The organism is Kitasatospora sp. NPDC033851 (genome assembly GCF_055576085.1).
Window position 1 is genome coordinate 188,178 of record NZ_JBVIRL010000003.1, and the last position, 21,011, is coordinate 209,188.

Sequence of the window (21,011 nt, forward strand, 5' to 3'; positions counted from 1 at the left end):
GGAGCGCCGCGGGGATCGCCAGGCCCTAGACTGAACGCTCATGAGCAACGACCGCGACGCCCTGCTGGCACAGATCAAGGACAAGGCCGTCGTGCACGGCAAGGTCACCCTTTCCTCCGGCAAGGAGGCCGACTACTACGTCGACCTGCGCCGGATCACGCTGGACGGCGAGGCCGCCCCGCTGGTCGGCCGGGTGATGCTGGATGCGACCTCGCACCTGGAGTACGACGCCGTCGGCGGTCTGACCCTGGGCGCCGACCCGGTGGCCGCCTCGATGCTGCACGCCGCCGCCGCGCGCGGGCAGAAGCTGGACGCCTTCGTGGTCCGCAAGGCGGGCAAGGCGCACGGCCTGCAGCGCCGGATCGAGGGCCCCGAGGTGAAGGGCCGCCGGGTGCTGGCGGTCGAGGACACCTCCACCACGGGCGGCTCGGTGCTGACCGCGGTCGAGGCGCTGCGCGAGGCGGGCGCCGAGGTGGTCGGCGTCGCGGTGATCGTGGAGCGCGGCGGCGCGGGTGCCATCGCGGAGCAGGGCCTGGAGTACGTGACCGCGTACACCCTGGACGACCTGGGTCTCTGACGTCCGAGCCGCAGCACGGAACCGCCTGACGGGACCGCCTTGCCGGGAGCCTGACGGGACCGCCTGACGAACGACAGAGGGCCGGGTCTGTTTCACGTGAAACAGACCCGGCCCTCTGGTGCGTCTGCGGTCAGCCCCGCCGGTGCCGGCCGCCGCCGGCCTGGGCCGAGGTGTCGTCGGTGTGGTCGGCGCCGCCCGCCTTCTTCTTCTTCCGCTCGCGCATGACCTCGATCAGGATCGGCGAGATCGACAGCAGCACGATCAGCAGCACCGCCGGGATCAGGTACTTGTCGATGACCGGGGCGAGCGCGTCGCCGAAGAAGTAGCCGATCAGCAGCATGGACTCGGTCCAGAGCACACCGCCGATGACGTTCCACAGGAAGAACGTCTTGGCGGGCATCTCCAGGGTGCCGGCGACCGGGTTCAGGAAGGTGCGGACGATCGGCATGAAGCGGGCCAGCAGCACGGCCTTGCCGGAGCCGAACTTGTTGAAGTACTCCTCCGCCTTCACCACGTACTCGCGGCGGAAGATCTTCGAGTCGGGCTTGTCGAACATCTTCGGCCCGACCTTGGCGCCGATCAGGTGCCCCAGCTGGGCGCCGGCGATCGCCGCGATCGGGCAGCCGACGAGCAGGACCCCGATCGGCAGCCTGGCGCCTTCACCGAGCACCGACGAGGCGGCGCTCGAGGAAGCGACGCCCGCGATGATCAGCAGCGAGTCGCCCGGGAAGAAGAAGCCCACGAGCAGGCCGGTCTCCGCGAAGATGATCGCGATCAGCCCGATGGCGCCGAGGGACGAGATCAGGGATTTGGCGTCGAGCAGATTGACGGCCAACTGGTTGTAGTCCACGGGCGCAGGATAGCGGGCGGACCTTGCGGGCGAGCGGGCGTACCGTGCCCGGGACCCCTGTTCCGACAGGCGGGCTCCTGCTGACCTGTGGGCACGAGTCTGGGAAGATGGCCCAGGCGTCCGGTCCGCGGCGGCCCACCACCCTCATGGCCGTACGCGGAGGTCGCCTCGAAGCTTGGTGCCGGAGAGCCACACCGCAACGCCGCGCGTCGGCGGGCCGGCACGGAGTCGTCACGAAGGCGTACACAGCGTCGGACAGCACCGTCCGTACGCCGCAACCCGACAGGAGCGGATCGCATGCCCATCGCAACTCCCGAGGTCTACACCGAGATGCTGGACCGGGCCAAGGCGGGCAAGTTCGCCTACCCGGCCATCAACGTCACGTCGTCGCAGACCCTGCACGCCGCGCTGCGTGGTTTCGCCGAGGCCGAGAGCGACGGCATCATCCAGATCTCGACCGGTGGCGCGGAGTTCCTGGGCGGCCAGCACAACAAGGACATGGTGACCGGCGCGGTCGCGCTCGCCGAGTTCGCCCACATCGTCGCCGCCAAGTACGACATCACCGTCGCGCTGCACACCGACCACTGCCCGAAGGACAAGCTGGACGGCTACGTCCGCCCGCTGCTGGCGGTCTCCGCCGAGCGCGTGGCCAAGGGCGAGAACCCGCTGTTCCAGTCGCACATGTGGGACGGCTCCGCCGAGACCCTGGCCGACAACCTGGCCATCGCCCAGGAGCTGCTGGCCCAGGCCGCCGCCGCCAAGATCATCCTCGAGGTCGAGATCACCCCGACCGGTGGCGAGGAGGACGGCGTCACGCACGAGATCAACGACGAGCTGTACACCACCGTCAACGACGCCGTGCGCACCGCCGAGGCCCTGGGCCTGGGCGAGAAGGGCCGCTACCTGCTGGCCGCCTCGTTCGGCAACGTGCACGGCGTGTACAAGCCGGGCAACGTCGTGCTGAAGCCGGAGCTGCTGCGCGAGCTGCAGGACGCGATCGGCAAGCAGTACAACAAGACCGACCCGTTCGACTTCGTCTTCCACGGCGGCTCGGGCTCCACCGCCGAGGAGATCGCCACCGCGCTGGAGAACGGCGTCGTGAAGATGAACCTGGACACCGACACCCAGTACGCCTTCACCCGCCCGGTCGCCGGCCACATGTTCGCCAACTACGACGGCGTGCTGAAGGTCGACGGCGAGGTCGGCAAGAAGAACACCTACGACCCCCGCACCTGGGGCAAGCTCGCCGAGGCCGGCATGGCCGCCCGCGTGCTCGAGGCCGCCCAGCAGCTGCGTTCGGCCGGCAAGCGCCTGAAGTGAGCACGGCAGCCGCGTGAAGTGAGCACGGCAGCCGCGTGAAGTGAGCGCGATAGCCGCGTGAACCAGGCGCGATAGCCGCGTGAGACACGGGTGCCCCCGGCGGAGGACCGCCGGGGGCACCCGCACGTCGGGTTCCTACTGCTTGAGCTCCGCGTACGCCTCCGCGCTGCTGTCCTTCAGGAACTGCCAGCAGCGGGTCTCCTCCTCGGTCTCCTTGATCGCGCCGGCCGCCCGCGCGAGCGCCGCCAGGCAGCGCAGGAAGCCGCGGTTGCCGCGGTGCTCCCACGGCACCGGGCCGTGGCCCTTCCAGCCGCTGCGCCGCAGCGCGTCCAGGCCACGGTGGTAGCCGGTGCGGGCGTAGGCGTACGACTCGACGTACCGGCCGGCCGCGTAGGCGTCGTCGGCGAGCATGGCCCAGGCCAGGCAGAAGGTCGGGAACTCGGCCGCCACCTGGGTCGGTGAGGCCGACTCCTCCGCGAGCATCCGGTAGGGCCGCTCCTCCTCGGGCAGGTGGGTCGGTTCGGGGCCGTCGAGAAGATTCCTGTGAATCGCCATGAGCTGAAGTCTGCCACCCGAGACGCAGGGGTCAACCGCCGCACCGCGGTCGGCGTGCCCATGCCGCCGTGCGCTCGGTGCGCAAGCTGCTGGACCCGGTCCGTTCGCTGGGCCTGCCGGTCGCCCGGGTCCACGGGAGCCGGGCGGAGATCCGGCCCGAGATGTGCATACCGGGTACATGGACATTCACCCGTTCGCCATGCCAAGGTGACGATCATGCCCGCAGTCCGACCCGCCAGCAGGCGCGCCGCCCCGTCCCGAAACGGCGGCCGCAGACGCCGCCGGCCGCGCCGGAGAGTAAGGCCTGGCATGCTCACGGCACTGGTGCTGACCGCCCTGGTGCTGGGCGCCACCGCGGTCATGCTGCACCGGCCCTCCGGCACGCCGACCGCCACTGCGACCACCCAGGCGAGGGCCGTCCCGCCGGGCGAGGTGACCACCACGGCGTCACCGCCCCCGGCCCCGGTCACCGCCCCGCCGCCCACCCCGACGCCCCCGCCGCCGGCCCCGCCCACCCCCGCCGAACCGGACCCCGGCCCCACCGCGGGCGCGGGCACCTTCACCATCGCCCCCGCCACCGCCAAGGCGGTCGGGCGCGGCACCGTGCGCCGCTACCGGGTCGAGGTCGAGGACGGCATCGGGATCGACGCCGCGGCCTCCGCCGCCCAGATCCACGGCATCCTCGGCGACCCGCGCGGCTGGACCAACGACCACAAGAACGGCTTCCAGCTGGTCGCGAACGGCTCGTACGACTTCACCGTGAAGATCGCCTCGCCCGCCACCGTGGACAAGATCTGCGGCGCCTCCGGCCTGGACACCCACGGCGAGGTCAACTGCAACGTCGGCAACCAGGTGCTCGTCAACTCCAAGCGCTGGAACATCGGATCACCGCAGTTCAGCGGGCCGATCGAGGAGTACCGGGCCCTGATCGTCAACCACGAGGTGGGCCACCGGATCGGCCACGGGCACGAGGGCTGCGCCGGCCCGGGAAAGCCCGCGCCCGCGATGATGCAGCAGATCTACGGCCTCAAGGGCTGCACGCCCAACGCCTGGCCGTACTCGGCGGACGGCACCTACCTGAGCGGGCCCCCGGTCCCGTAAGACCCCGTCGAGCGGAACAGCGCGGAGTCGGAACAGCGCCGATTCGGAACAGAGTTGAGGTCGAATCGGCAACCGGCGGGGCCGCGGCGCCGTAACCTGCGGCCATGACCGCTGCCCAACGCCGTAGGCTCGCCGCCGTGTTCGCGTCCGCCGGGATCCTCCTCGGCACGGCCGCCTGCTCCTCCTCCCCGGGTGGCCCGCCCGGCTCCGGCAGCGTCTCCTACGACGGCGTCCGGTCGGTCGCCCGGCAACTGCACCAGGACCAGCAGAACAGCTGCCCGTTCGGCCTCGACCTCGCCAAGGCCCTCAAGGCCGCCGGGATCCCCGGATCGGTCGGCCCCGACACCGCGGACGGGCCCGCGGCCGACGGCAGCGTCAGCGACGGCACGTCGCCACAGCCGTGGCCGTCCGGCATGAGCCACCCGCCGACCATGCCGTCCGTCCCGGCCGTGCCCCCGACCGCCGATGTCACCTGCGGCTACCGGGTCGGCGAGACCCGGATCGGCATCGAGTTGCTGGCGATCCCGCAGTACGGCGCGGTCAACCTGCTGCTCCCGCGCATCCAGGTCGCCGCACGGATCGGGGCCGCGCAGGTCCGGCAGTTCGCCACCGAGCAGCCCGACGCCGGGCAGGCCAAGCTCGTCCCCGGGGAGGGCACCGCGGCCGTCGCCCGGATCAGGGCCAGGGGCGCGGGCGACATCGCCCTGCTGCTCTCCCAGGACGTCGGCGACGGCGAACCGGACCGGGCCTTCACCGGCGAGCCGCTGCGCAAGGCCGCCCAGGCGCTGGCCGACCAGTTGGGCTGAGCGCTACCCGAGCACCGGCAGGTGGGCCGCCAGGTCGCTGCGCTCGCCGGAGGCGGACACCGCGGCCGCCTCCACCGCCGTCGGCCAGTCGGTCCGACCGGTGGCCAGCCGGATCCAGGTCAGCGGGTCGGTCTCGACCACGTTCGGCGGGGTGCCCCGGGTGTGCCGGGGGCCCTCGACGGCCTGCACCACGGCGTACGGCGGGATCCGCAGCTCGACCGCACCGCCGGGGGCGCGCTCCGCGAAGGCGTCGGCCAGCATCCGGGTGACGGCGGCGAGGGCCCGGCGGTCGTGCGGGAAGGCGTCCAGGCCGAGCGCGTCGGCCAGGTCGTCGGCGTGCACCACGGCCTCGACCAGCCGGGTCACCAGGTAGTCGGTCAGCAGCATCGACCGGCCCCCCAGGATGGTGATCCGCCGCCCCGGCTCCGCCACCAGCGGCCCGTCGAGCACGGCCTTCACGGCGTCGAGCGGCCGGTCGAACGCGGCGGCCACCTCCTCGGGCGGGCCGGCGAACCCGGTCACCGCGTGCTCGGTCACCGCGGTGTCGACGGCCTCGGCCATCGTCCTGCTCAGCTCCGCGTAGCCGGCCAGCGAGAGCACCGGCCCGTCCGGCCCCTGGTCGTCCACCGAGGCCGGCAGGTGGCCCAGCGCCAGGCCCAGGTGGGCCACCAGCTCCCGCACCCGCCAGGAGCCGAGCCGGGTCGGCCGGTCGAGGTCCGGCGCGGTCAGCCGGTGCACCACGGCACGCAGCGCCTCGTTCTGCGCCGCCAGCGCGGCGCTCGTCTTCTGCGGCTGGTACGTACGGGACTTGGGAGGCATGGGCCCCAACATACGCCGAGGGGCGGACGGTTCCGTATCGGACCGTCCGCCCCTCTGGGTGCTGCGATCAGGCCAGCAGGGCCTCGATGACGCCGGTGTGGGCGTCCTTCAGCTCGGCCAGCGAGACGCTGAACTGCCCCTGGACGTCCAGCTCCTGGCCGTCCACGACACCGATCCGGGTGGCCGGCAGGCCACGCGCGGTGCACATGTCGTTGAAGCGGAGCTCCTCACTGCGCGGCACCGCCACGACGGCGCGGCCGGCCGACTCCGAGAACAGCAGGACGAACGGGTCCGTGCCCTCGGGCACGATGATCCGCGCGCCGTGGCCGCCCTTGAGGCAGCTCTCGACGAGCGCCTGGCCGAGGCCGCCGTCGGAGAGGTCGTGCGCGGCGTCGATCATGCCGTCGCGCGAGGCGGCGATCAGGATGTCGCCGAGCAGCCGCTCGCGCTCCAGGTCCACCTTCGGCGGCAGGCCGCCGAGGTGGTCGTGGACGGCCTGGGACCAGGCCGAGCCGCCGAGCTCGTCCGCCGTGTCGCCGAGCAGGTAGAGCAGCTGCCCTTCCTCGGCGAAGGCGAGCGGGGTGCGCCGGGTGACGTCGTCGATGACGCCGAGCACCGCGACCACCGGGGTCGGGTGGATGGCGACCTCGCCGGTCTGGTTGTAGAGCGAGACGTTGCCGCCGGTGACCGGGGTGCCGAGCACCAGGCAGGCGTCGGCCAGGCCGCGGGTGGCCTCGGCGAACTGCCACATCACGTCCGGGTCCTCGGGGGAGCCGAAGTTGAGGCAGTCGGAGACGGCGAGCGGCTTGGCACCGCCGGCCGCGACGTTGCGGTACGCCTCGGCCAGGGCCAGCTGGGCACCGGTGTACGGGTCCAGCTTGGCGAAGCGGCCGTTGCCGTCGGTGGCGACCGAGACGCCGAGGTTGGTCTCCTCGTCGATCCGGATCATGCCCGAGTCCTCGCCGACCGAGAGCACGGTGTTGCCGAGCACGTAGCGGTCGTACTGGTCGGTGATCCAGGACTTGGAGGCCTGGTTCGGGTGGCTCGTGACCTTCAGCAGGTCGGCCTTGAGGCCCTCGCCGGTGGTCGGGCGGGCCAGCCGCTCGGCGGTCGGGACGTCGGCCTGCAGCGCGTCCTGCCAGCTCGGGCGGGCGAACGGGCGCTGGTAGGTCGGGCCCTCGTGGGCGACGGTGCGCGGCGGGACGTCCACCACGAGCTCGCCGTGCCAGTAGATCTCCAGGCGCTCGCCGTCGGTCACCTCGCCGATGACGTTGGCGATGACGTCCCACTTCTCGCAGATCTCGAGGAAGCGGTCGACCTTGTCGGGCTCCACGATCGCGCACATGCGCTCCTGCGACTCGCTCATGAGGATCTCCTCCGGCGAGAGCGTGTGGTCGCGCAGGTGCACGGTGTCGAGCTCGATCCGCATGCCGCCGGACCCGGCCGAGGCCAGCTCGCTGGTGGCGCAGGACAGGCCGGCGCCGCCGAGGTCCTGGATGCCCTTGACGAGCTTCTCGCGGAAGATCTCCAGGGTGCACTCGATGAGGAGCTTCTCCTGGAACGGGTCGCCGACCTGGACCGCCGGGCGCTTGGCCGGCTTGGTGTCGTCGAAGGTCTCGGAGGCCAGCACCGAGACGCCGCCGATGCCGTCGCCGCCGGTGCGGGCTCCGTACAGGATGACCTTGTTGCCGGCGCCGGAGGCCTGCGCGAGGTGGATGTCCTCGTGCTTCATGACGCCCACGCACAGCGCGTTGACCAGCGGGTTGCCCTGGTAGCAGGAGTCGAAGACGACCTCGCCGCCGATGTTCGGCAGGCCCAGGCAGTTGCCGTAGCCGCCGATGCCCGCGACGATCCCGGGCAGCACGCGCCGGGTGTCGGGGTGGTCGGCCGCGCCGAAGCGCAGCGGGTCCATCACGGCGACCGGGCGGGCACCCATCGCCAGGATGTCGCGCACGATGCCGCCGATGCCGGTGGCCGCGCCCTGGTAGGGCTCGATGTACGACGGGTGGTTGTGCGACTCGACCTTGAAGGTGACCGCGTAGCCCTGGCCGACGTCGACCACACCGGCGTTCTCGCCGATGCCGACGAGCATCGCGTCCGAATCCGGCTTCTTGTCGCCGAACTGCTTCAGGTGGACCTTGCTGCTCTTGTACGAACAGTGCTCCGACCACATGACCGAGTACATCGCGAGTTCGGCGCCGGTGGGGCGGCGGCCGAGAATCTCCCGGATGCGCGTGTACTCGTCCTCCTTGAGGCCGAGCTCGGCCCAGGGCTGGGCGGCGTCCGGGGTCTGCTCGGCGTTCTTGACGGTGTCGAGGCTCATCAGGCGTTCACCAGCTGCTTCAGGACGGAAGTGAAGAAGCCCAGGCCCTCGGTGGTCGGACCGGTGAGCGGCTCCACGGCGTGCTCCGGGTGCGGCATCAGGCCGACGACATTGCCGGCGGCGTTGGTGATGCCGGCGATGTCGCGGTACGAACCGTTCGGGTTGACGTCCAGGTAACGGGCGACGACCCGGCCCTCGGCCTCCAGCTCGTCCAGGACGTGCGCGTCGGCGACGAAGCGGCCCTCGCCGTTCTTCAGCGGGACGACGATTTCCTGGCCCGCCGAGTAATCCCGGGTCCAGGCGGTGTCGGCGTTCTCGATGCGCAGCTTCTGGTCGCGGCAGATGAAGTGCAGCGAGTCGTTGCGGGTCAGCGCACCGGGCAGCAGGTGGGATTCGCAGAGCACCTGGAAGCCGTTGCAGATACCGAGCACCGGCATTCCGAGCTTCGCCTGCTCGATGACGGTCTCCATCACCGGGGAGAAGCGGGAGATCGCCCCGCAGCGCAGATAGTCGCCGTAACTGAATCCGCCCGGCAGGACGACGGCGTCGACCTGGTGGAGATCCTTGTCACGGTGCCAGAGGGCGACCGGCTCGGCGCCGGCGAGGCGGACCGCCCGCTGGGCGTCGCGGTCGTCGAGGGAGCCGGGGAAAGTGACGACGCCGACGCGGGTGGTCACTTCGCCGCCTCCTCGACCCGGACGGTGAAGTCCTCGATCACGGTGTTGGCGAGAAAGGTCTCGGCGGCTTCGCGGATACGGGCGAGCGCCGCGTCGTCGACCGGGCCCTCCACATCCAGCTCGAAACGCTTGCCCTGGCGGACGTCGGCGATCCCGGTGAATCCGAGACGGGGCAGTGCACGCTGCACCGCCTGTCCCTGGGGGTCGAGGATCTCCGGCTTGAGCATGACGTCGACTACGACGCGTGCCACTGGCACTCCCGGTGGTGTCTTCGGTGAGGCGGGGGAACTCCAGACTACCGGTGGTTTCGGGCCGGATTGCTGGCCGGGGATAGCGACGCGCGTAGACCCGAGCCCCTTACGCCACAAGGGATCCGGCCTCCTGACCCCCCGTCCGACACCCCCGGTTTCCCCGGATTCGGCGCCCGGAACGGCCCCCTCCGAAGAACACCCGAATACGGCACTTGGGGACAGATCCGCCCGTCCCGCTCACCGGTATCCGACAGTCCCGCGAAGACACGTGAATATCCGGAAAAGAATGCCGGACTCTTCGATTTCGACCCCCTTCGGGTGCAGAATAGGGCCACCTGTCGCGGCAAGTGCTGCGTATCAGGCGGGCCACCAGGCCTGCCCGTATGCGCTTGCGCGAGTTGGTGCACATCAGGCCCCGGGCGTACCCCCGCGGACCGGTGGCCGAATTGCCCGAGAGGATTGACACCCATGGCTCAGCGTGTAGTTGTCACGCTCTCCGACGACCTGGACGGCGGCGCCGCCGCGGAAACCGTCCACTTCGGCGTCGACGGGAAGTCGTACGAGATCGACCTGTCCGTGGACAACGCGGAAAAGCTGCGGGAGGCCCTCGCCCCGTTCGTCGCCGCGGGCCGCCGCCAGAGCCGCACCGGAAAGTCCTTCCGCCGCACCGCGCTCACCCCGGACCCGGCCGCCGTCCGCGCCTGGGCCCTGTCCCGCGGGATGGAACTGCCGGCCCGCGGCCGCATCCCCAAGCACGTGTACGAGGCGTTCGCCGAGGCGAACTGACCCCGCCCCTCGGGGGCACCCGCTCCCCCGGTCGCCCTGCCTGCCCAGGCCCAATGGCCTGGACCGAAAGGGTGGGGCGACCACCCCGAACGATGCTGTAGAGTATTCCTCGTCGCCGCAACGGAGAGATCCGAAGAGGCGGCCGGTGCCCCACAAGGCACCGTGCGGACGTGGCTCAGTTGGTAGAGCATCACCTTGCCAAGGTGAGGGTCGCGAGTTCGAATCTCGTCGTCCGCTCGCAGTGCGCGAGCACAGCACAACTCAATAGTTAGACCTGCGGACGTGGCTCAGTTGGTAGAGCATCACCTTGCCAAGGTGAGGGTCGCGAGTTCGAATCTCGTCGTCCGCTCAGGAACGAAGGGCCCCCTCGATCGAGGGGGCCCTTCGGCATTCCCGCCGCGAGCCCCGAGCCTCGAACCTCGAAATGGTCCATGACATTTGTCATCGCCGACCCGTGGATCCGCACCGCGATGTCATGACGGCGCGCACTGCCCGCGCGGCCCGGGCGGCGGAAGGCTTGGGGCATGGAAACAAGCCGGCCCGCCAGCCACCGCGACACCGTGATCGAGGTCACCGACCTGCACCGCCACTACGGCAGCGGTGCCACCGGCTACCACGCCGTCCAGGGCGTCGACCTCGCCGTCGGCCGCGGCGAACTGTTCGCCCTGCTCGGCACCAACGGCGCGGGCAAGACCTCCACCATGGAGCTCATCGAGGGCCTGGCCGCCCCCAGCGGCGGCACCGTCCGGGTGCTGGGCCACGACCCCCACCGGGAGCGCGCCGCCGTCCGCCCGCGGATCGGCATCATGCTCCAGGAGGGCGGCTTCCCCGGCGACCTCACCGCCGCCGAGACCGGCCGCGCCTGGGCCGGGATGACCAGCGGCGCCCGTCCGGTCGAGGAGGCCCTGGAACTGGTCGGCCTCGCCCACCGCCGCACCGTCCGGGTCAAGCAGCTGTCCGGCGGCGAACGGCGCCGGCTCGACCTCGCGATGGCCCTGCTCGGCCGCCCCGAGGTGCTGTTCCTGGACGAGCCCAGCACCGGCCTCGACCCCGAGGCGCGCGCCGCCGTCTGGCGGCTGGTCCGCGAACTGCGCGCCCAGGGCACCACCGTGCTGCTCACCACGCACTACCTGGAGGAGGCCGAGGAGCTCGCCGACCGGCTGGCGATCCTGCACGGCGGCCGGGTCGTCACCACCGGCACCGTCGCCGAGGTGATCGCCGGACGGCCGTCCCGGATCACCTTCGAACTCCCTGAATTCGCCGGGGTCGCGCTGCCCGTCCTGGCCGGCGCCGAGGTCACCGTCGACGGCCGCAAGGTCACCGTGCAGAGCACCGGCCTCCAGGACACCCTCACCGACCTGCTCGGCTGGGCCCGGCACCACGGGATCGCACTGGGCGCCCTGGACGCCCGCAGTGCCTCCCTGGAGGAGGCCTTCCTCGCCATCGCCTCCGAGGCCGCCCACCAGGCCCCGCCGCGCACCGCACCGCCTTCAGGGCCCGCCGCCCCCGCCCGTCCCGCCCGCCGCCGCCTGATCGGATCCGCCCGATGACCACCGCCGCCCCCGCCACCCGCACGGGTGCCCCGAGCACCACCGCCGGCCGTCTGCTCGCCCTCGGCCGCGCCGAGGCCACCCTGCTGCTGCGCAACCGCACCGCCCTGTTCACCGCCGTGGTGTTGCCGGTGGTGCTGATCAGCTCGCTGCGCGGAATCCTCAAGAAGCAGGCCGAGGACAACCCCGGCCTGGACATCGACTCGATGCTGGTCTACGGCTCGGTCGGGATGGTCCTGGCCTTCGTCGTGTACTACAACCTGACCGCCGCTTACGTCGGGCGGCGCGGCGAACTGGTGCTCAAGCGGCTGCGCACCGGGGAGGCCAGGGACCTGGAGATCCTGCTCGGCACCGCCGTCCCCTCGCTCGCCCTCGGCCTGCTGATGGCCGCCCTGATCGGGGTCGGCGGCAGTCTCGGCCTGCACCTGGCGGTGCCGGTCAACCCGCTGCTGATGCTGGTCGGCCTGGTGCTAACGCTGGCCACCATGATCGCCCTGGCCGCGCTGTCCAGCGCCTTCACCAAGACCGTGGAGAGCGCGGGCATCACCACCATGCCCGTCATGCTGGTCATGCAGTTCGGCTCCGGCCTGTTCGTCCCGCTGGAGGTGATGCCCTCGCAGCTGGCCGACGTGTGCCGCCTGCTGCCGACCACCCCGGCCTTCCAGCTGATCCGGGTCGGCTGGTTCGGCACCGACGGCTCGGCCGCTCCGACCGACTTCCTCGGCAGCTGGGGCGCCGCCGCCCCGCACCTGGTCACCGGCACGGTCTGGCTCGGCCTGGCGGTCTGGGGCGCCGTCCGCTACTTCCGCTGGGAACCGCGCCGCTGAGCCCGGCAGAAGGGAATCCGAAGGATCCGCCCCCGTTCCGCCTCTGATATGAAGGCACCAACACGATCGTGATCAGACGGGGGCACTGCGATGGTCCGGGGGCCGATTCGCCGCTGGAAGGGCTACGGCAAGCCGCAACGCGCCGAGCTGTACTTCCGCTGGTCGCTCTACCTGGTGGCATGGTTCATGCTGCCGTTGAACCTGCTGGCCAGCGCCTCCTCGGTGCGGAATACGGGTACGACCCCCGCCGTCCGGGTCGCCCTGGTCCTGTCGCTCGCCTCGGTCCTGGTCACCCTCAGGGCCTACCGCACCTCGCTCGACCGCTACCTAGGGCGGCCCAGCACCTACCGGCGCTGGCTGACCGCCAACGCCCTCCTCACAGTGGCCGGTTCCTGGGCCGTGCTGCTGCTCGGCCCGTCCTCCGACGGGGTGTCGCCCCATCCCGGCCAGCCGTTCACCGTGGTGATCGCCGCCGCCCTGGTGGGCGCGACCGCAGGCCCCGCGGGGGTGGGCCTGGGGTTGCGCTGGGCCTTCCTCGCCGGAGCCGCGCTACCGATCGCGATCGCCCCGGCGATGCTGCTGGCCGGCGTCAGCCCCGCCACCACCTCGGGGTGGGTGTGCGGCGCGGTCATCGGCACGCTCATCCTGATCGGCAGCTGCCGCAGCTTCGCCTGGGTGACCGCCATCGTCTGGGAGCTGGACGCCGCCCGCGAGGCGCAGTCCCGGCTGGCCGTCGCCGAGGAGCGGCTGCGCTTCTCCCGCGACCTGCACGACGTGATGGGCCGCAACCTCACCACCATCGCGCTGAAGAGCGAACTCGCCGTCCAACTCGCCCGGCGCGGACGCCCGGAGGCCGCCGACCAGATGTCCGAGGTGCAGAAGATCGCCCAGGAGTCGCAGCGGGAGGTCCGGGACGTCATCCGCGGCTACCGCACCGCCGACCTGCACGCCGAGGCGATCGGCGCCCGCGCGGTGCTGCGCTCCGCCGACATCGCCTGCGAGATCGACCTCGGCGAGAACGCCAACGGGCTGCCGCTGCCGGTGCAGTCGGTGCTCGGCTGGGTGATCCGCGAGGCCACCACCAACGTGCTCCGGCACAGCGAGGCCGCCCGCTGCCTGATCCGGCTGCGCCAGGAGGACGGCCGGGCGGTGCTGGAGCTGGAGAACGACGGGGTGCCCGAGGTGCCGCTGCCCTCGCAGGGCGGCGGCACCGGGCTGCGCGGCCTGCGCGAGCGGCTGGCCGCCCACAACGGCGAACTGACCGTCCCGACCGCCGCACCCGGCACCTTCCGGATGCTCGCCATCGTCCCGCTGCCGGGCTGAGAGAGGCCTCCTGATGACCGAGAACCCCGCGCCCGTCCGCGTCCTGCTCGCCGACGACGAGCACCTGATCCGCGGCGCGCTGGCCGCGCTGCTCTCGCTCGAGGACGACATCGAGGTGGTCGCACAGGCCGGCTCCGGTCCGGAGGCGCTGGCGATGGCGCAGTCGCACCGGCCCGACGTCGCGGTGCTCGACCTGCAGATGCCCGGCAAGGACGGCATCGAGGTGGCCGCCGAGCTGCGCCGGCTGCTGCCGGACTGCCGCTGCATGATCGTCACCGGCCACGGCCGCCCCGGCTACCTGAAGCGGGCGCTGGAGGTCGGGGTACGCGGCTTCCTGCCGAAGACCGTCTCGGCGGCGGACCTGGCCGGCATCATCCGCACCGTACGGTCCGGCGGCCGGTACGTGGACCCGGAGCTGGCGGCGGACGCGATCAGCGCGGGCGAGACCCCGCTGACGGCGCGCGAGACCGACGTCCTGGAGCTGGCCGCCGACGGCACCCCGATCGCCGAGATCGCCGCCCGGGCCGCGCTCTCCCAGGGCACCGTCCGCAACTACCTGTCCTCGGCGGCCACCAAGCTGGGCGCGGAGAACCGGCACGCGGCGGTGCGGATCGCCCGCGAGCACGGCTGGATCTAGGACCTGCCGCGCTCGCGGGCGTCGCCGGGGGCGTTACGCCCAGGTGGTGCCGGTCAGCCGCTCGTACACCTCGATGTACTTGGCCCGGGTCTGCTCGACGATCTCGGCGGGCAGCGCCGGCGGCGGCTGCTCGCTGTAGCGGTCCCAGCCGGAGGCCGGGGAGACCAGCCAGTCGCGGATCAGCTGCTTGTCGAAGGACGGCTGCGAGTGCCCCGGCTGCCACTGGTCGGCGGGCCAGTAGCGGGAGGAGTCCGGGGTGAGCACCTCGTCGCCGATCACCAGCTCGCCGTCCAGCAGGCCGAACTCGAACTTGGTGTCGGCCAGGATGATGCCGCGGTCGCGGGCGATGTCCCGGGCGCGGGCGTAGACGTCCAGGGTGGTGCGGCGCAGCTGGGCGGCGAGCTCGGCGCCGATCCGGCGGGCGGTCTCCTCGTAGGGGACGTTCTCGTCGTGCTCGCCGACCTCGGCCTTGAGGGCCGGGGTGTAGATCGGGGCGGGCAGCTCGGAGCTGTTCTCCAGGCCCTCCGGCAGGGCGATGCCGCAGACCGTGCGGTGCTCGTTGTACTCGGTCAGGCCGGAGCCGGCCAGGTAGCCGCGGGCGACCGCCTCGACCGGGATCATCTCCAGGCTCTTGCAGATCAGCGTGCGGCCCTTCCAGTCGGCGGGGGCGCCGGCCGGGACCTCGGTGGAGATCACGTGGTTGGGGACGATGTCGGCGATCCGCTCGAACCACCACAGCGAGAGCTGGGTGAGGACGCGGCCCTTGTCGGGGATCTCGTTCGGCAGCACCCAGTCGTGGGCGGACGTCCGGTCGCTGGCGACCATGACGAGCTCACCCGACTCGGTGCGGTAGAGGTCGCGCACCTTGCCGGTGTGCAGGTGGACCAGGCCGGGCACCTGGACCGGCTCGGGCTTGGTGACAAATCCGCTCAAGGTGTCTCAGTCCTCAGGGGTCGTTCGCGGGCGTGGGGCACTGCGAAAGGGGAGGTCACTGCCCCCGCAGTCTTTCACGACCGCCCGGACGACGGTTTTCCGGTGTGGACCTCAGTTCTTGCAGAGCCGGTCCAGCAGGTTGGCGGTGGCCCGCTGGATCCGCTCGTCGGTCAGCCCGGGGCGGCCCAGCGCGGGCGACCAGGCGAAGGTGCCGGCCGCGAAGACGTACGCGCCGCTGGGCGCCCGGTAGAGCGAGGTCTCCTGGTAGCGGGTGCGGCCGGCCAGGTCCTGGTACGGGGAGTGCGCCAGCAGGACCCGCTCGGTGTGCTCGGGCAGCGCCACCTTGGGGTAGTACCGGTCGGCCTCGCCGGCGACCAGGCCGGGCAGCTCGTCGCCCTCCTGCAGGCCGGTGCCGTCCCAGAGCCAGTGCGCGGTGTGCCGGGCCACCAGCGGGACGGGCGCGGCGACCCGGCCCGAGTACTGCACCCCGAGCAGGTGCTGCTCGGGCTCCCCCGCGTCCCGCCACAGCGCGCTGGCGGCGCCGGTGGCGCCCGCGGCCGGGCTGCCGGGCGGGGCCTTCTGCCGCTTGCGGCAGTTGAGCAGCCGGTTGGGCTCGCCGGAGGCGGCGGCGGTCAGCTCGACGCGCCAGTACATGGTGTTGGCGGAGAGGAACACCAGCGAGGTCCCGCCGTCCCGGGCCCGCTCGGCGGCCCGGCGCATCGGCTCGGACCAGTACTCGTCGTGGCCGGGGAAGACCAGCGCCCGGTGCCGGGACGGGTCGACCAGGCCGGCGTGCAGGTCGGTGGCGGTGGCGTAGGAGAGGTCGTAGCCGTAGCGCTCGGCCCAGCGGATGAAGTCGTACGCGTGGCCGACGTGCAGCGGCAGCCCGGCGGTGGCGTGCGGGCGGTCGAAGGAGACGGTGACGGCCGCTTCCGGCTCGCCGACCAGGCCGCCCGTGCCGTCCCAGGCGTGGTAGAGGCTGGCGCCGGTGCGGCCGTCCTCGGGGAAGAGGTTGTACGCCTGCCAGGTCACGTCCGGGAGCACCAGGAGCAGTTCGGCGGTGTGCCCATGGTCCTCGAAGTCCCGGACGGTGAACGGGATGTGGCTGCGGTGCAGCATGTCCGCGGTGGTCAGCACGGCGACGTACGAGCCGGGCTTCCAGTGCGCCGGGACCTGCAGCCGCCAGGAGTGCCACCAGTGGTGGCAGGAGACCGTGCGGTCGACCACCAACGGGGCGGGTTGGGCGAGCCCGGCGATCAGCGGGCTGGAGGTCATGTGGCGGGCGCCGTCGCCGCCGTAGTGGCCGATCCGGTAGACGTCCACGGTGAACTCGCGGGGCGGGTTGACGGTGACCCGGAAGTCCACCGAGCCGCCGGGGCGGATCACTCCGGCCGAGGCGAAGCCCTTGATCTGTTGGTCCACGTCGTTGGAGCTCTGCGGGGTGCCGACCGGCGGCTTGGGCCGGGCGCCGGCGGTCAGCGGCTGCTGGCCGGGCGCGTCCACCGAGACGTACCAGGGGACGGCGCCCTCCGCCCCGGCCAGGTACTGGTCCGGGCTGCGCAGCCAGGGCAGCGGGCCCTGGCCGAAGGGGTCGGAGACGCTGTAGGCATGCGTTCCGGACTCCCAGCGGCGGTTGAGTTCGGTGCCCACGCGCCCCTCCCAGATGCACTTCTGTGACTCCTCGCTCACCTCCGGGCGCTCCTGGTCCGGTGCCGACGGTCCTCGCTCGCACGCTCGCTGCGCTCGCTCGTCGCTTTCGGCACCGGCGCGCCCTTCGGCCCCCGAGGCCCGGTTGGCACGTGCCCCCCGGATGTGCGTGCGGTCTAATACACCACAGAGTGCCGGCGCTCCGTCACCTTCCGGTGCCAATTGGTGCCGGGAATCTTGCGGTCCGCCCGGAGGGGGCCTCCGGCCTGCGGAGACGACCGGCGGCCGACCCGTCCGGGGGCGCGTGCGGGGGCGTCGAGCGCCGTCCCACCCGTCACAGCCGGACGGGTTTCTCCAGGCGGACGTCGGCGGCGTCCAGCCAGGCCCGCAGCGGGCCGTCCTGGCCCTGTTCGACGGCCTGGGCGACCGGGCCGGCCAGGTCGGTGCGGCGGACCCCGCCGAGCAGCAGCACCGGGCCGTCCAGCCAGTCCAGGCCGGGGACGCCGCCGGCGGTGTCCACGGCCGCGCAGCAGACCATCGCGGTGACGTGGTCGACCAGCAGGTCGCGGCCGGAGCGGTCGGGTTCGAGCAGCGGGGCCGGGGCGGTGGTGCGGTCCGGCCGGGCGGCGAGCGCCGCGGCCAGCCGCTCGCCGTCGCCCTCGGCGAGCCGGACCAGCAGCCGGGTGAGGGTCGGGGAGCCGGGGCGGGACTGCGGGGCGGGCCGGTCCAGGGCGGCCTGCAGGCCGGCGGCGCCCGCCCGCCAGCCGGCGTCCACCACCTCGGCCGGGTAGTCGGCCCACTCCAGCTCGTGCCAGGCGCCGGCCGCCGGGCGGCCGAAGAACAGCTCGGCGGCGAGCCGGGAGACCGCCCGGTCGACGGTGCCGGGCTCCTCCAGCAGGTCGCAGGCGGGGCGGTCGCCGAGCCGACTGCCGTAGCCGTCGGCCAGCCGGTCGCGGCGGGACAGCTCGGTGAGGGCGGCGACCACGCCGGCGTTGAGGTGGGCGGGGTGGCGGCCGAGCCGCCAGGCGGGCAGCGCGACCCGGGTGAGCAGCCGGTCCCAGCCGGCGTAGGCGAGGCCGACCTGCTCCTGGGCGGCGATCCGCAGACCGTAGTCGACCGTCCTGGCCTGCTCGGAGGCCCAGCTCGCGACGGAGCGCTCCAGTTCGGCGGAGTGGCCGCGGCAGGCGCCGAGCAGTCGGCGGGTGACCCGGCGGGTGACCCGGTCGGCGAGTGCGGCCGGGCCGCGCCGGGGCGGCCGGGGCGGGGCGGCCAGGGTGCCGCCGCCGAGGCCGGGGGCCGCGCCCTGGCCGGAGTCCAGGCAGGCGTCCAGGCCGCGCAGGAAGCGGCGGGCGGCGGCGATCTCCGGGTCGGCGGAGGCGGCGGTGCCGGCCACCACGGGGGCCAGCAGGGCGCGCAGCTCGCCGGCCCGCATCCACCAGAGGAAGGGCGAGCCGATGACCAGGACGGGCGCCGCAGGCTCGGCGTGCGGCCGCAGCGGGCCCGGGTGCCGCAGCGGGGGGACGTCCTCCAGCCAGCTGTCGCAGTCCGGGGTGAGGGCGATCGCGGAGGGCGCGGGGACGTCCAGCCGGTCGGCGAGTTCGTTGATCAGCCGGTACAGCTCGGGAGCCTCGGCGCGGTCCAGCGGGACGGCGGGGGTCCGGGGCGGCTCGGCCCGGCGCAGGGCGCGGGCGGTCAACCCGGCGACCAGCAGGGTCAGCGCGGCGACCGCGCAGACCGTCCAGCGGGCGGCGTCCCAGCCGGTCGCGTCGGCGGCGCCGGGCGCGCCGATCCGGCCGGTGAACCGGCCCGCGAGCAGGACCACCGCCACGGCGGTGGGCAGGACGGCGGAGGCCAGGGCGAGGCCTCGGACCCGCAGGACCGCCTGGGCGTGATGGCGCGCGGTGTCGATAGCGGCCATACGGTGCGGCACCCCCTTCGGAGCCCTCGGGTGCCCGGCTACGGGCCCTGAGCCGACTCGAACGATCAGTTCCGACCGGGAAGCGGAGGCGTCCGATCCCGGTAGTGCATGCTGCGTGGCGCTACTGACATTTTCGACGCCCGGTCCGGGTGGTCGTTCCGGATCGCCCCGGTTTCCACTCGTCCCGGTGACGTCGCCCGAATTCCGGACGCCCGCCACCGGTCCGGTGCGAAGCACCCGGCGACCGCCCGGCCGGACGCCGTCCAGCATCCCCCCGCGGGAGCGCCGCTACCCGGCGGCGCCCCCGGCGCGCGGGCCCCGTGCGCTGCGATCCAGCGCACCATAAGGCCGGGCAGCCGGTTACGTCAGCTGGATGCGGTTGCTGTCACCCGATGGGCTGGAATCCGTCGACCGAACGGTGTGTCCGCCCCTGGAATCACTCCCGTCCCGAAACGCCGGAGGCGCTGCGCCCATGGGGTTGATTCCCACGGTCCGCAGCGCCTCCCTCGAAACACCCCGGGAGCAGCCGAACTTCCCTACGCGGTGGCCGCCTTCAGCGCGATGTCGGTGCGGTGCTGGCCGCCCTTGAGCGAGATCCGGTCCACCGCGGCGTACGCGCGCTCGCGTGCCTCGGCGAGGTCGGCGCCGGTCGCGGTGACCGACAGCACGCGGCCGCCGGCGCTCAGCACCTGCCCGTCCTCGCCCGCCCTGGTCCCGGCGTGCAGCACGAACGCGGTACCGTCCGCCTCGGCCTCGGCCAGGCCCTCGACCGGGTCGCCGGTGCGCGGCGCGGCCGGGTAGCCCTCGGAGGCGACGACCACGGTGACGGCCGCGCCCTCGTCCCAGCGCAGCGGCTCCAGCTGGTCCAGGGTGCCGGTGGCGGAGGCCAGCAGCACGGCGGCCAGCGGGGTGCGCAGCCGGGCCAGTACGACCTGGGTCTCCGGGTCGCCGAAGCGGGCGTTGAACTCGATCACCCGGGTGCCGCGGGAGGTGAGCGCCAGGCCCGCGTAGAGCAGGCCGGAGAACTCGGTACCGCGGCGGCGCAGCTCGTCCACGGTCGGCTGCAGGACGCTCTCCAGGACCTCCTCGACCAGCCCGGCGGGCGCCCACGGCAGCGGCGAGTAGGCGCCCATGCCGCCGGTGTTGGGGCCCTCGTCGCCGTCCAGCGCCCGCTTGAAGTCCTGCGCGGGCTGCAGCGGGACAACGGTGGTGCCGTCGGTGATCGCGAACAGCGAGACCTCGGGGCCGTCCAGGTACTCCTCGATGACCACGCGCTCGCAGGAGGCGGCGTGCGCCAGTGCGGCCTCGCGGTCGGAGGTGACCACGACGCCCTTGCCGGCGGCCAGCCCGTCGTCCTTGACCACGTACGGGGCGCCGAAGGCGTCCAGCGCCTCGGCGGCCTCCGCGGCGGTGGTGCAGACGTAGGAGCGGGCGGTGGGGACGCCGGCGCCGGCCATCACGTCCTTGGCGAAGGCCTTGGAGCCTTCCAGCTGGGCGGCCGCGCCGGACGGGCCGAACACCGGGATGCCGGCCGCGCGCACGGCGTCGGAGACGCCGGCGACCAGCGGGGCCTCCGGGCCGACGACGACCAGGTCGGCGCCGAGCCGCTCGGCCAGCGCGGTGACCTGTGCGCCGTCGAGCTGGTCGACCGGGTGGACCGTCGCCACCTGTGCGATCCCGGCGTTGCCCGGGGCACAGTGCAGCTCGGTCACGGCGGGATCTTGGGACAGAGAGCGGCACAGGGCGTGTTCGCGGGCGCCGCCGCCGATGACGAGGACCTTCACGCCTGGAAGCGTAGTCGGTGGCCCGTTCCGGCCGCCCTCCGGTCCCGTCGGATCCTCCAGGAGAAGAGCTCCGTACGCCGACGATGCCGGAGGATCCTCCAAGCCCGCGGGGGTCCGGTGGGCGGTGGGTGCGCGAGTCACGACCGCGGGTCACCGGGCCCTCGCTCGGACGGGTGAAATCTCGCCGAGCCCCGCAACCCGCTCACCTCGGGTTCCGATGGCCTAAACCGGTAACGATCAACCGGGAAGCTCCCCCATGGTCAGCCATTTGGCGGTAAGAAGTGCTGTTGGACAACCACCGGCAGACGTCACGTCAGCCGATGCGCC

Annotated in this window: 19 protein-coding genes and 2 tRNA genes; 11 read left to right on the forward strand and 10 right to left on the reverse strand. The window is 72.9% G+C overall.

The genetic code is table 11. The annotated features are described in order from the left end of the window. The first annotated feature begins 40 nt into the window (after window positions 1–40). Entirely contained in the window at window positions 41–577 is a 537-nt protein-coding gene (gene pyrE, locus ACZ51D_RS07630; protein WP_360502354.1) for an orotate phosphoribosyltransferase, read from the forward strand. A 130-nt stretch (window positions 578–707) separates the two neighbouring features. On the opposite strand, the gene ACZ51D_RS07635 is transcribed toward pyrE, so the two are convergent. Continuing rightward, complete coding sequence (locus ACZ51D_RS07635; RefSeq protein WP_360502357.1) at window positions 708–1,427, reverse strand: DedA family protein; 720 nt, start codon at window positions 1,425–1,427, stop codon at window positions 708–710. Between the two features lie 297 nt (window positions 1,428–1,724). Between ACZ51D_RS07635 and fbaA the strand changes: the two genes are divergently transcribed. Then, entirely contained in the window at window positions 1,725–2,747 is a 1,023-nt protein-coding gene (fbaA, locus tag ACZ51D_RS07640; RefSeq protein ID WP_465661556.1) for a class II fructose-bisphosphate aldolase, read from the forward strand. A gap of 135 nt (window positions 2,748–2,882) precedes the next feature. Here the strand turns inward: fbaA and ACZ51D_RS07645 are convergent, their stop codons facing one another. Then, on the reverse strand, window positions 2,883–3,302 hold the full coding sequence (locus ACZ51D_RS07645; protein ID WP_360502362.1) for a DUF3151 domain-containing protein: 420 nt from the start codon (window positions 3,300–3,302) through the stop codon (window positions 2,883–2,885). 309 nt (window positions 3,303–3,611) lie between these two features. Here ACZ51D_RS07645 and ACZ51D_RS07650 point away from each other — a divergent pair, with 309 nt between their 5' ends. Together ACZ51D_RS07650 and ACZ51D_RS07655 are read left to right on the forward strand one after the other, a co-directional pair. Then, the gene (locus ACZ51D_RS07650) at window positions 3,612–4,403 is read left to right on the forward strand and encodes a DUF3152 domain-containing protein (RefSeq protein WP_465661557.1); all 792 of its coding nucleotides are present in this window, start codon (window positions 3,612–3,614) and stop codon (window positions 4,401–4,403) included. A 104-nt stretch (window positions 4,404–4,507) separates the two neighbouring features. Further along, on the forward strand, window positions 4,508–5,209 hold the full coding sequence (locus ACZ51D_RS07655) for a hypothetical protein (protein WP_465615349.1): 702 nt from the start codon (window positions 4,508–4,510) through the stop codon (window positions 5,207–5,209). Window positions 5,210–5,212: 3 nt separating this feature from the next. Here ACZ51D_RS07655 and ACZ51D_RS07660 read toward each other — a convergent pair whose 3' ends face one another. The 4 genes from ACZ51D_RS07660 to purS form a co-directional block, all read right to left on the reverse strand. Continuing rightward, window positions 5,213–6,028 (reverse strand): maleylpyruvate isomerase family mycothiol-dependent enzyme, encoded by an 816-nt coding sequence (locus ACZ51D_RS07660; RefSeq protein WP_465615351.1) that lies wholly within the window; start codon window positions 6,026–6,028, stop codon window positions 5,213–5,215. A 67-nt stretch (window positions 6,029–6,095) separates the two neighbouring features. Then, on the reverse strand, window positions 6,096–8,351 hold the full coding sequence (purL, locus tag ACZ51D_RS07665; protein ID WP_360502373.1) for a phosphoribosylformylglycinamidine synthase subunit PurL: 2,256 nt from the start codon (window positions 8,349–8,351) through the stop codon (window positions 6,096–6,098). Beyond that, window positions 8,351–9,028: a phosphoribosylformylglycinamidine synthase subunit PurQ gene (purQ, locus tag ACZ51D_RS07670; protein WP_465615353.1), complete on the reverse strand. Its 678-nt coding sequence runs from the start codon at window positions 9,026–9,028 to the stop codon at window positions 8,351–8,353. Before purQ ends, purL begins: the two co-directional genes overlap by 1 nt. Continuing rightward, entirely contained in the window at window positions 9,025–9,279 is a 255-nt protein-coding gene (gene purS / locus ACZ51D_RS07675; protein ID WP_030232982.1) for a phosphoribosylformylglycinamidine synthase subunit PurS, read from the reverse strand. The genes purQ and purS overlap by 4 nt, the downstream gene beginning before the upstream one ends. Before the next feature lie 468 nt (window positions 9,280–9,747). On the opposite strand from purS, the gene ACZ51D_RS07680 reads away from it, so the two are divergent. The 7 genes from ACZ51D_RS07680 (at window position 9,748) to ACZ51D_RS07710 (ending at window position 14,402) form a co-directional block, all read left to right on the forward strand. Then, window positions 9,748–10,065, forward strand: coding sequence for a histone-like nucleoid-structuring protein Lsr2 (locus ACZ51D_RS07680; protein WP_030056585.1), 318 nt, complete (start codon window positions 9,748–9,750; stop codon window positions 10,063–10,065). 164 nt (window positions 10,066–10,229) lie between these two features. After that, window positions 10,230–10,302 (forward strand) — tRNA-Gly (locus tag ACZ51D_RS07685). A gap of 39 nt (window positions 10,303–10,341) precedes the next feature. Further along, window positions 10,342–10,414, forward strand: a tRNA-Gly gene (locus ACZ51D_RS07690). Between the two features lie 175 nt (window positions 10,415–10,589). Beyond that, on the forward strand, window positions 10,590–11,615 hold the full coding sequence (locus ACZ51D_RS07695; RefSeq protein WP_465615356.1) for an ABC transporter ATP-binding protein: 1,026 nt from the start codon (window positions 10,590–10,592) through the stop codon (window positions 11,613–11,615). Beyond that, entirely contained in the window at window positions 11,612–12,442 is an 831-nt protein-coding gene (locus ACZ51D_RS07700; RefSeq protein ID WP_465615358.1) for an ABC transporter permease, read from the forward strand. Before ACZ51D_RS07695 ends, ACZ51D_RS07700 begins: the two co-directional genes overlap by 4 nt. A gap of 90 nt (window positions 12,443–12,532) precedes the next feature. After that, window positions 12,533–13,765 (forward strand): sensor histidine kinase, encoded by a 1,233-nt coding sequence (locus ACZ51D_RS07705; protein WP_465661559.1) that lies wholly within the window; start codon window positions 12,533–12,535, stop codon window positions 13,763–13,765. A gap of 13 nt (window positions 13,766–13,778) precedes the next feature. Then, entirely contained in the window at window positions 13,779–14,402 is a 624-nt protein-coding gene (locus tag ACZ51D_RS07710; RefSeq protein WP_465615362.1) for a response regulator, read from the forward strand. Window positions 14,403–14,435: 33 nt separating this feature from the next. On the opposite strand, the gene ACZ51D_RS07715 is transcribed toward ACZ51D_RS07710, so the two are convergent. The 4 genes from ACZ51D_RS07715 to purD all read right to left on the reverse strand — a co-directional run bounded on the left by ACZ51D_RS07715 (window position 14,436) and on the right by purD (window position 20,684). Further along, a complete protein-coding gene (locus ACZ51D_RS07715) occupies window positions 14,436–15,335 on the reverse strand; it encodes a phosphoribosylaminoimidazolesuccinocarboxamide synthase (protein WP_465661561.1) in 900 nt (299 codons plus the stop codon). Between the two features lie 111 nt (window positions 15,336–15,446). Then, the gene (locus tag ACZ51D_RS07720) at window positions 15,447–16,985 is read right to left on the reverse strand and encodes a N,N-dimethylformamidase beta subunit family domain-containing protein (protein WP_360502551.1); all 1,539 of its coding nucleotides are present in this window, start codon (window positions 16,983–16,985) and stop codon (window positions 15,447–15,449) included. Window positions 16,986–17,316: 331 nt separating this feature from the next. Next, window positions 17,317–18,900 (reverse strand): hypothetical protein, encoded by a 1,584-nt coding sequence (locus ACZ51D_RS07725; RefSeq protein ID WP_465661563.1) that lies wholly within the window; start codon window positions 18,898–18,900, stop codon window positions 17,317–17,319. 536 nt (window positions 18,901–19,436) lie between these two features. After that, window positions 19,437–20,684 carry a phosphoribosylamine--glycine ligase gene (purD, locus tag ACZ51D_RS07730; protein WP_465661565.1) on the reverse strand — a complete coding sequence of 416 codons (1,248 nt, stop codon included), beginning with the start codon at window positions 20,682–20,684 and terminating at the stop codon, window positions 19,437–19,439. Window positions 20,685–21,011 lie beyond the last annotated feature (327 nt).